Consider the following 10091-nt stretch of genomic DNA (forward strand, 5'->3'; position numbering starts at 1 on the left):
GTCGCGCGGGCGTGGGGGGTGCACGGGGGTCGCGGGACCGGCCCCCGTATGCCCGGGCGAGCGGCACATCCATAAGCTAGAGCGCGGAACCCCACCCTCCCAATGAGGGAACCCCCTAGGGGGATGGGGGAGGGAAAACCCTCGGTCCGCCTCAGTTAACCGGGAGCGCTCTCACTTCGCGCGCCGCCCCGCGGCCAAACGGACTATGTCCACCCGCGATCGTATGCCCAGCTTGCGGTAGACCCGGGTCAGGGTCGCCTCCACCGTCTTGACGCTGATGAACAGCCGGGCGGCGATCTCCCGGTTGGTGGCGCCCTCCATGACCAACGCGGCGACCTGACGCTCCATCGCGGCCAGCCCGTCCAGGGCGTCGAGCGCGGCGGGCGCCTCGACCGGCGGCTCCGGGGCCGACACGGCCTCGTCCACCTGGCGCAGCCACGGCAGCGCCCGGCACCGGCGGAACAGCCGGGTGGCCTCGTCGTAGGCCGTGGGGGAGCGCCGCTCGCGCAGCGAGGCCAGGGCGAACGCGGCGCGGGCTTCCTCCAGGCCGTAGCCCAGTTTGGCGAACCGGTCCTGAGCCGAGGTCAGCTGGGCGACGGCCGCCTCGTGCTCCCCGTGGGCCGCCCGGACCAGCGCCTCGGCCCGGTCGAGCGCGGCGAGGACACTCTCCCGGCCGAGCCTGAGCGCGTGCTCCCGGGTGACGTCGATGACGTCCTGCGCCTCGGCCGTCTCACCCACCCGGACCAGCGCCTCGGCCAGGTCGCCCTGCCAGCGGCCGCGGGCCGGGTCGGTGATGCCGAGGCTCTGCTCCAGCTCCCGCACCCGGCGCAGCGAGCGCACGGTGCCCGCGGGATCGCCCGCCACCAACTGGGCGTACCCGAGGGCGCCGAGAGCCCGGGACAGGTACATGGTGTCGCCGTCCTGCTCGGCGTGGTCCACCGCCTCCCGGGCCAGCGCGAGCCCCCGGTCCACGTCACCGCCGGAGGACTCGGCCAGTGAGGTGAGCATGGCGGAGGCGGTCTCGCCGATCCCGCTGTCGTGGGCCAGGTGCAGGCCCTCGCGGGCCAGGTCGAGCGCCCGGCCGCAGTGCCCGGAGCGCAGTTCGGTCTCGGCGAGCCCGCGCAGGAAGTGCACCTCGCTCTCCACCTGGCCGCGCCGCCGGACCTCCCGCAGCAGCGCGGTGACCGTGGCCCGCGCCTCGGCCAGCTGGTCGCCCATCACCAGCCAGCGGAATCGGGCGCTGCCGGCCCCGTTGTGATGGCACGACACACCGGGGTCCTGAGGCTCCCGCAGTGCGCGCTTGATGGTGGCCGGTGCCCCCGGATGGCCCATCAGGGTCTCGACCTGGGCCTGGAGGGAGAGCGCGAGCAGCTCGGTGCGGCGGTCCTCGCCGCGCGCCGCCAGTTCGGCGGAGTGCGCGGCCGCCCGCCGGGCCTCGGTGAAGTCGCCCTCGACGATCAGGGCACGCCAGGCCAGCTGGTAGTGGACCTTGCCGAGCAGCCGGGGGTCGTCGCCGGCGTCGGCGAGGGCGTGCGGGAAGGCCGCGTCGACCTCGGTCATGGTGTGGCCGGCGGAGTCGATCACCAGGATCCAGGCCCGTACCCGGTCGACGGGCCGGGTCGCCCGGGTGAGCACCTCGCGGGCGATGTCCTGGGCGAGGTCCACCTCGCCGGCGCTGATCGCGTCCTCGGCGGCCCGCAGCCGGCGCTCGTCCGGGCCGGGTCTGTTGTCACCGGGGGTGTGCCGGGCGGCGAGCAGGCCGAGCTGCGCGGCCACCGAGGGCGCGCCCCGGTCGCGGGCCTGGGAGGCGGCCTCGGCGAGTCGGGCGGCCACCTCCGGGTCGGTGCCGGTGGCGGCCAGGGCCAGGTGCCGGGCCCGCTCGATCGGGTCGGAGGCCGCGGTGGACAGCGCCGCGTGCGCGGCCCGCCGCTCCTGGGCGGGCGCCTCGGCGTACAGCGCGGCGGAGATGAGGGGGTGCGCGAAGCGTACGGCCGGGCCCTCCGGTTCGGTGGCCAGCAGTCCGAGTTCGGCCGCCTGGGCACATTCGGCCTCGGCGTTCTCCCGGCCGGCCGCGTGCAGCAGGGCGTGCGTGGGCCGGGCGCCGGCGCTGGCCACCAGGAGGGTGCGGCGGGCCTCCACCGAGAGCATGTCCAGCCGGGTCAGGACCAGGGCGCGCAGCGAGGTCGGCACCGGCAGCGGTTCGCCGGGCCGGGGCGGGGTGGGGTTCTCGGCGAGGGCGCGGCCGAGCTCCAGCGCGAACAGCGGGTTGCCGCCGCTGGTGCGGTGGATCTCCCGGACGGCGGCCCGGGGGAGCGCGGCGTGGCCGCGGTGGTCGAGGAGGTCGGCGACCTGCGCGCGGGTGAGCGGACCGAGGCGGACGGCGACCGTGTCCGGGGGCGACGCGCGTAGGTGACGGTCGTACTCCTGGCCCTCCGTGCGGACCGCGCACAGCAGTTGGACCGGGGTGCCGCCGAGGCGGCGGGCGGCGAAGCCGAGGAGTTCGGCACTGGCCGGATCCAGCCACTGGAGGTCGTCCGCGACGATCAGTACGGGGCCCTCGGCGGCCAGCGCGCGCAGCGCGGAGAGCACCGCGAGGCGCAGGGCGAGGCCGTCGCGCTGGAGGGTGGACTCGCCGCGGCCGGTGAGCGCCGACTCCAGGGCGGTGCGCTGGGCGCCGGGCAGCCGGGGCGCGACCTCGTCGAGGACCAGTCCGAAGAGGTCGGCGAGGGCCAGGAACGGAAGATGGGATTCGGACTCGGTGGCCGAGCAGCGCAACACGGTGCGGGCGGCGCCGGAGTATTCGGTCTCCAAAGCCCGCAGGACGGTCGATTTCCCTATTCCGGCCGGCCCGTGCAGGAGCACACTGCCGCCCGAGGCGAGCTGTTCACGGGCGGCCGACAGCAGCTCCGCCCGGCCGATGAGCAGGTCGGGGCGGCATCGGGCAGGCTCCTGGAAGTCCCGTCGCACGGTCACCGCTCCCCTCGTGTGTCGTGTTCGGGCCAAATTCTAGGCAACGAACCCTGAAATCCGGTCGAACGGCATGGTGAGGGAAATAACAGCGGCCTTGCATCAGGTAATTCAAAGCACGCATGCATGAATGGATCGGGTTCCCTCTGCTACGGCAACAACCCCGCCCGACGAGCCGCCGACACCGCCTCCCCCCGGGTGTGCGCGCCCAGTTTCCGCATCGCCGAGCGCAGATACGCCTTGACCGTCTCGGGCCGCAGTCCGAGCCGCTCGGCCACCATCGCGTTGGTGGCGCCGGCCGCCACCCAGGCCAGCACATCCAGCTCCCGGGGCGCCAGCACCCTTGCGGCCGCGGGCGCCGGGGCGGCCAGCAGCCCGCAGGCGGCCAGCAGTTCGGCGCGCAGAGCGGGGTCGGAGATCCGCGGGGCAAGCGCCCGCAGCGCCGCATGCGCCTCCCGCACCTGCTCCCAGGCGGCCCCCGGATCCGGTGCGGCGGCGGGCTCCGGCCGCGCCGCCACCAGCAGGCCGCGTGCCTCGTCCCGTACGACCAGGGCCTGCTCCACGTCCCGCGCCGCCGCCACCGCCGCGCCCAGCGTGCGGTCGCCCAGCGGCTCGGCGGTGCGCAGCGCGCCGTAGAGCACACCCCGCACCCGGCGCCGTACGACCACGGGCACCGCGAGGACCGAGCGGATGCCCTCGGCCGCCACCGGGATGTCGTACTCGTGGCTGATCTGCCTCGAGAGCGAGTAGTCGGTGACCGCGCACGGGCGGGCCAGCATGACGGCCCTGCCGCCCAGGCCGTTGCCGGAGGTGACCGCGAGCGAGCGCAGAGCGGCCGTGTTGGCGCCGCTCAGCTCGCTGATCCGGACCTGTGGCCGGTCGGCGTCGACCAGACCGCCGAAGGCGACCGGGAGCCCGGTGGCGCGCCGGAGTCTGGCCAGCGCACCGCGAATCTCCACCGCCCCGGCGACCTCTGCTGCCACCTGTCCTGCCCTTCGACCCCGGCCCCGTGCTGTTCACACCCCCGTACGGGGGTAGTGAGACCTGCATCACGGATTACACGATGCCAGAGAGCCGCCCGGCAATGGTCCGGTACCGAAGGAGACGCGAATGACGAGTGCGACGGAGGACTTCCGCAGGGCGCGGGACTTCCTGCTGGAACACCGTACGGACTATGCCGCCGCCTACGAGGGGTTCGTGTGGCCGCGTCCCGACCACTTCAACTGGGCGCTCGACTGGTTCGACGTCATCGCCGAGGGCAACGACCGCACCGCCCTGCACATCGTCGAGGAGGACGGCACCGAGACGAAGCTGTCCTTCGCCGAGTTGTCCGAGCGCTCCGACCGGGTCGCCAACCATCTGCGGGCGCGGGGCGTCGAGCCGGAGGACCGCATCCTCGTCATGCTCGGCAACCAGGCCGAGCTGTGGGAGACCGCGCTGGCCGCGATGAAGCTGCGCGCCGTCGTCATCCCGGCGACCCCGCTGCTCGGCCCGGCCGACCTGTGCGACCGCGTCGACCGGGGCCGGGTGAAGCACGTGATCGCGCGCGCCGGGGACGCCGTCAAGTTCGCGGAGGTCGCGGGGACGTACACCCGGATCGCGGTGGGCGGGATGGCCGAGGGCTGGGAGGCGTACGAGGACGCCTACGCGGCGGACGCCGGGTTCCTGCCGGACGGGCCGACGCTCGCCGACGACCCGCTGATGCTCTACTTCACCTCGGGCACCACCGCCCGGCCCAAGCTGGTCGAGCACACCCACACCTCGTACCCCATCGGGCACCTGGCCACCATGTACTGGATCGGCCTCAGGCCCGGCGACGTCCACCTGAACATCTCCTCGCCGGGCTGGGCCAAGCACGCCTGGTCGAACCTGTTCGCGCCGTGGAACGCGGAGGCGACCGTCTTCATCCACAACTACAGCCGGTTCGACGCGGGCCGGCTGATGGCCGAGATGGACCGGCACGGGATCACCTCCTTCTGCGCTCCGCCGACGGTGTGGCGGATGCTGATCCAGGCCGACCTGACCCAGCTGGGTACCCCGCCCCGTGAGGTGGTGGCGGCCGGCGAGCCGCTCAACCCCGAGGTGATCGAGCAGGTCCGGCGGGCCTGGAACACCACCGTCCGGGACGGGTTCGGCCAGACCGAGACGGCCGTCCAGGTCTCCAACAGCCCCGGACAGCCGCTGAAGACCGGCTCGATGGGCCGTCCGAGTCCGGGCTACCGCGTCGAACTGCTCGATCCGGTGTCGGGCGCACCCGGGGCGGCGGAGGGCGAGATCGCCCTCGACCTGGCGGCGCGGCCGGTAGGCCTGATGACCGGATACCACGGGGACGCGGACCGTACCGCGGAGGCGATGGCCGGCGGCTACTACCGCACCGGTGACATCGGCTCCCGGGACGAGGACGGCTACATCACCTACGTGGGCCGCGCGGACGACGTGTTCAAGGCGTCCGACTACAAGATCAGCCCGTTCGAGCTGGAGAGCGCGCTCCTGGAGCACGAGGCCGTGGCCGAGGCGGCCGTCGTCCCGGCGCCGGACGAGCTGCGGCTCGCGGTGCCCAAGGCGTACGTCGTGCTGGCGGCGGGCTGGGAGCCGGGCCCGGGCACCGCGAAGATGCTGTTCGAGCACTCCCGTCAGGTCCTGGCACCCTACAAGCGGGTCCGCAGGCTGGAGTTCGGGGCGCTGCCCAAGACCGTCTCCGGCAAGATCCGCCGGATCGAGCTGCGCGAGGCCACCGCCGCCGGGGCGCCGGACGAGTACCGCGAGGAGGACTTCCGGTGAGCATCTCGTACACCCACGGCACGAGCGGGACCGTGCTGCTCGGCGACACCATCGGCGCCAACCTCGACCGGGCCGTCGCGGCCTGGCCGGACCACGATGCGCTCGTCGACGTCCCGTCCGGGCGCCGCTGGACCTACCGCCGATTCGGCGCCGACGTCGACGAGCTGGCGTGCGCACTGCTGGCGAGCGGCGTCGCCAAGGGCGACCGGGTGGGCATCTGGGCGGTCAACTGCGCCGAGTGGATGCTGGTGCAGTACGCCACCGCCCGCATCGGCGCGATCATGGTCAACATCAACCCGGCCTACCGCACCCACGAGGTCGAGTACGTCCTCAACCAGGCGGGGATCTCGCTGCTGTTCGCCTCCCTCGGCCACAAGGGCAGCGACTACCGGGCGATGGTGGAGGAGGTGCGGGGCAGGTGCCCGCAGCTGCGGGAGACCGTGTACATCGGGGATCCGAGCTGGGACGCGCTGGTCGCCCGGGGATCGGCCGAGCGGGGTGCCGAACTGGCCGCCAGGGCAGCGGAACTGTCCTGCGACGACCCCATCAACATCCAGTACACCTCGGGGACCACCGGCTTCCCGAAAGGCGCCACCCTCTCCCACCACAACATCCTGAACAACGGCTACTTCGTGGGGGAGCTGGTCACCTACACCGAGCAGGACCGGATCTGCGTCCCGGTGCCCTTCTACCACTGCTTCGGCATGGTGATGGGCAACCTGGCCGCCACCTCGCACGGGGCCTGCATCGTGATCCCGGCCCCGTCCTTCGAGCCGAAGGCCACCCTGGAGGCGGTCCGGCGGGAGCGCTGCACCTCGCTCTACGGCGTACCGACCATGTTCATCGCGGAGTTGAACCTGCCCGACTTCGCCTCCTACGACCTCTCCACGCTGCGCACCGGCATCATGGCGGGCTCGCCCTGCCCGGTGGAGGTGATGAAGCGGGTGGTCGCCGAGATGCACATGGCGGAGGTCTCCATCTGCTACGGGATGACGGAGACGTCCCCGGTCTCGCTCCAGACCCGGATCGAGGACGACCTGGAACACCGCACGGGCACGGTCGGCCGGGTGCTGCCGCACCTGGAGGTCAAGATCGTCGACCCGGCCACCGGGGTCACCCGGCCCCGGGGCACGGCGGGCGAGTTGTGCACCCGGGGCTACAGCGTGATGCTCGGCTACTGGAACGAGCCCGAGAAGACCGCCGAGGCCGTCGACCCCGGGCGCTGGATGCACACCGGCGACCTGGCGGTGATGCGTGACGACGGGTACGTCGAGATCGTGGGCCGGATCAAGGACATGATCATCCGGGGCGGCGAGAACATCTACCCGCGTGAGATCGAGGAGTTCCTCTACGCCCACCCCAAGGTCCGTGACGTCCAGGTGGTCGGGGTGCCGCACGAGCGCTACGGCGAGGAGGTCCTGGCCTGCGTCATCCCGCACGACCCGGCCGACCCGCCGACCCTGGAGGACCTGCGCGCCTTCTGCGCGGGCCGCTTGGCCCACTACAAGGCGCCGAGCCGGATCCAGATCATGGAGAGCTTCCCGATGACGGTGTCGGGGAAGGTGCGGAAGATCGAGCTGAGGGCGGCGTACGCGGGCTGAGCCCCGTCGTGCGCCGGGCGCCGGCCGGGACCAGGGGTCTCAGCCGGCGCCCGACGCGTTCAGGCCGGCGGCGAGTTCGTTGACCGGCTGCGGTGTCCCCGTGAGGTCCAGGACGAACAGCGGTATCCCCAGCGTGTCGGCCCGGTCACGGGCGTCCTCGGCGTATCCCGCGAGGGAGAAGTAGACACAGCGCGAGTCCTCCGTCATCGCCGCCAGCCACAGGCACTCCACGTCCCGCAGCGAGGCCGGCCGCACGGTCGGGTCCACCTGGGCGACCAGGCCGCGCGCGGCCAGACCGACGCCGGAGGGCGGCCGCTGGTCGGCACGGCGTATGTCCGGGTAGCCGAGCCAGCGCAGGTAGAGCGCGGCGGCGGTGACCGCGTCCCGGGCGGTCCGGATCGTGACCGGCCGGAAGGGTGACCGCGGCTCCGGGGCCGGCGCGGGCGCGGACTCGGTCCCGGCGATCGGCACGCGCAGTACCGCCCCGCAGCCGCAGCCCAGCTCGGGCTGCGGCCACTGGTCCCGGCGGCCGCAGGAGCCGCAGCTCACCGTCACCCACTCCTCGTCCCAGGCCCGGTGCGCGACCGGCACCGGCGCGGTCCTGCCGTCGAGGGACGGGGTGACCGGGGCACCGCAGGCGCAGGGGTAGGACGGCGCGGTGTAGCGGTGCTCGCGCCGGCAGGCCGGACAGCGCAGCGGCACGCTCTCGGACATGGCCCCACCCCAGGCGTCGCGTCGGTTCGGCCGTCCCATGGTGCTCCCGCCGGGGCGCGGTTGTCCGTCCCTTGACGAGGTTCGTCGCCACCCCTACATTGATTTCAGATAGTAGAATTTAGTTTCCGTAATGCGGAATTATGCTCACCGCGGGGCGCGACGGGAGCAGGCATCCGACAGCCGAAGCAGGAGTACTCCATGGCTCGAATGACCTCTGCCCGCGCGGCAGTCGAGATCCTCAAGCGCGAAGGCGTCAGCGCCGCGTTCGGGGTGCCGGGCGCGGCGATCAACCCGTTCTACGCGGCGCTCAAGGCCTCTGGAGGCATCGACCACACCCTTGCCCGCCATGTCGAGGGCGCCTCGCACATGGCCGAGGGGTACACCCGGACCCGCCCCGGCAACATCGGCGTCTGCATCGGTACGTCCGGTCCGGCCGGCACGGACATGATCACCGGGCTGTACTCGGCCACCGGCGACTCCGTCCCGATCCTCTGCATCACCGGCCAGGCCCCGACCGCGGTGATCCACAAGGAGGACTTCCAGGCCGTCGACATCGCCTCGATCGCGCGGCCGGTGACGAAGATGGCGGTCACCGTACTGGAGGCGGCCCAGGTCCCCGGCGTCTTCCAGCAGGCCTTCCACCTGATGCGCTCCGGCCGCCCCGGCCCGGTCCTGATCGACCTGCCGATCGACGTCCAGCTCACCGAGATCGAGTTCGACCCGGAGACCTACGAGCCGCTCCCGGTCTACCGGCCGGCCGCGACCCGCGCCCAGGCCGAGAAGGCGATCGGCCTGCTGAACGCGTCCGAGCGGCCGCTGATCGTCGCGGGCGGCGGAGTCATCAACGCGGACGCCGCCGGACTGCTGGTGGAATTCGCGGAGTTGACCGGAACCCCGGTGGTCCCCACGCTCATGGGCTGGGGCGTGCTCCCCGACGACCACGAACTGAACGCCGGCATGGTGGGCCTGCAGACCTCCCACCGCTACGGCAACGCGACCTTCCTGGAGTCCGACTTCGTCCTCGGCATCGGCAACCGCTGGGCCAACCGCCACACCGGCAGGCTGGACGTCTACACGGCCGGCCGCACGTTCGTGCACGTCGACATCGAGCCCACCCAGATCGGCAGGATCTTCGCCCCCGACTACGGCATCGCCTCCGACGCCGGGGCGGCGCTGAAGCTCTTCGTGGAGGTGGCGCGGGAGCTGAAGGCGGCGGGCAGCCTCCCCGACCGCGGCGAGTGGGCCGCCGCGGCCCAGGAGAAGAAGGCGACCCTCCAGCGCCGTACCCACTTCGACGACATCCCGATCAAGCCGCAGCGCGTCTACGAGGAGATGAACAAGGCGTTCGGTCCGGAGACCCGGTACGTCTCCACGATCGGCCTCTCGCAGATCGCCGGCGCCCAGATGCTGCACGTCTTCAGGCCGCGGCACTGGATCAACTGCGGCCAGGCGGGACCCCTCGGCTGGACGGTCCCGGCCGCGCTGGGCGTGGCCAGGGCCGACCCCGAGGCCTCCGTGGTCGCCCTCTCCGGCGACTACGACTTCCAGTTCATGCTGGAGGAGCTGGCGGTCGGCGCGCAGCACAAGATCCCGTACGTGCACGTCCTCGTCAACAACTCATACCTGGGCCTGATCCGGCAGGCGCAGCGGGCGTTCGACATCGACTTCCAGGTCAGCCTGGAGTTCGAGAACATCAACTCGCCCGAGCTGGGCGTGTACGGCGTCGACCATGTGAAGGTCGCCGAGGGCCTGGGCTGCAAGGCGATCCGGGTGACCGACCCGAACGAGCTGGGCGCGGCCTTCGAGCAGGCCAGGAAGCTGGCGCAGGAGCACCGGGTGCCGGTGGTGGTGGAGGCGATCCTGGAGCGGGTCACCAACATCTCGATGTCGACGACCAACGACATCGGCAACGTCGTGGAGTTCGAGGAGATCGCGACCGAGCCCGGCCACGCGCCGACGTCGATCAGGACGCTGAAGGTCTGAGCCGCCGCACAGCGGAGCGGGCGGTCCATCCGGAAGGATGGACCG

At 72.5% G+C, this 10091-nt stretch carries 6 protein-coding genes; 3 read left to right on the forward strand and 3 right to left on the reverse strand.

Going from position 1 to position 10091, the window contains the following annotated elements:
• Positions 1–171 precede the first annotated feature (171 nt).
• Positions 172–2973, reverse strand: a complete 2802-nt coding sequence (locus ACFXI4_RS22615) for an AAA family ATPase (protein WP_384993671.1) — start codon at positions 2971–2973, stop codon at positions 172–174.
• Between the two features lie 143 nt (positions 2974–3116).
• Positions 3117–3950 carry a response regulator transcription factor gene (locus ACFXI4_RS22620; RefSeq protein ID WP_384993674.1) on the reverse strand — a complete coding sequence of 278 codons (834 nt, stop codon included), beginning with the start codon at positions 3948–3950 and terminating at the stop codon, positions 3117–3119.
• Positions 3951–4077: 127 nt separating this feature from the next.
• Between ACFXI4_RS22620 and ACFXI4_RS22625 the strand changes: the two genes are divergently transcribed.
• Both ACFXI4_RS22625 and ACFXI4_RS22630 read left to right on the forward strand, forming a co-directional pair.
• The gene (locus ACFXI4_RS22625; RefSeq protein WP_384993677.1) at positions 4078–5748 is read left to right on the forward strand and encodes an AMP-binding protein; all 1671 of its coding nucleotides are present in this window, start codon (positions 4078–4080) and stop codon (positions 5746–5748) included.
• Between the two features lie 2 nt (positions 5749–5750).
• Positions 5751–7349, forward strand: a complete 1599-nt coding sequence (locus ACFXI4_RS22630; protein WP_384993704.1) for an AMP-binding protein — start codon at positions 5751–5753, stop codon at positions 7347–7349.
• A gap of 39 nt (positions 7350–7388) precedes the next feature.
• Here ACFXI4_RS22630 and ACFXI4_RS22635 read toward each other — a convergent pair whose 3' ends face one another.
• Positions 7389–8063, reverse strand: a complete 675-nt coding sequence (locus ACFXI4_RS22635; protein ID WP_384993680.1) for a hypothetical protein — start codon at positions 8061–8063, stop codon at positions 7389–7391.
• A gap of 198 nt (positions 8064–8261) precedes the next feature.
• Between ACFXI4_RS22635 and gcl the strand changes: the two genes are divergently transcribed.
• A complete protein-coding gene (gene gcl / locus ACFXI4_RS22640; protein WP_384993682.1) occupies positions 8262–10046 on the forward strand; it encodes a glyoxylate carboligase in 1785 nt (594 codons plus the stop codon).
• Positions 10047–10091: the final 45 nt, after the last annotated feature.

Origin of the sequence: Streptomyces sp. NPDC059224 (genome assembly GCF_042754285.1) — a bacterium.
Taxonomy (GTDB): domain Bacteria; phylum Actinomycetota; class Actinomycetes; order Streptomycetales; family Streptomycetaceae; genus Streptomyces.

Coding starts and splice junctions, on each gene's coding strand:
- ACFXI4_RS22635 (WP_384993680.1), bottom strand. CDS start 8,063: ATGTCCGAGAGCGTGCCGCTGCGCTGTCCGGCCTGCCGGCGCGAGCAC.
- gcl (WP_384993682.1), top strand. CDS start 8,262: ATGGCTCGAATGACCTCTGCCCGCGCGGCAGTCGAGATCCTCAAGCGC.
- ACFXI4_RS22625 (WP_384993677.1), top strand. CDS start 4,078: ATGACGAGTGCGACGGAGGACTTCCGCAGGGCGCGGGACTTCCTGCTG.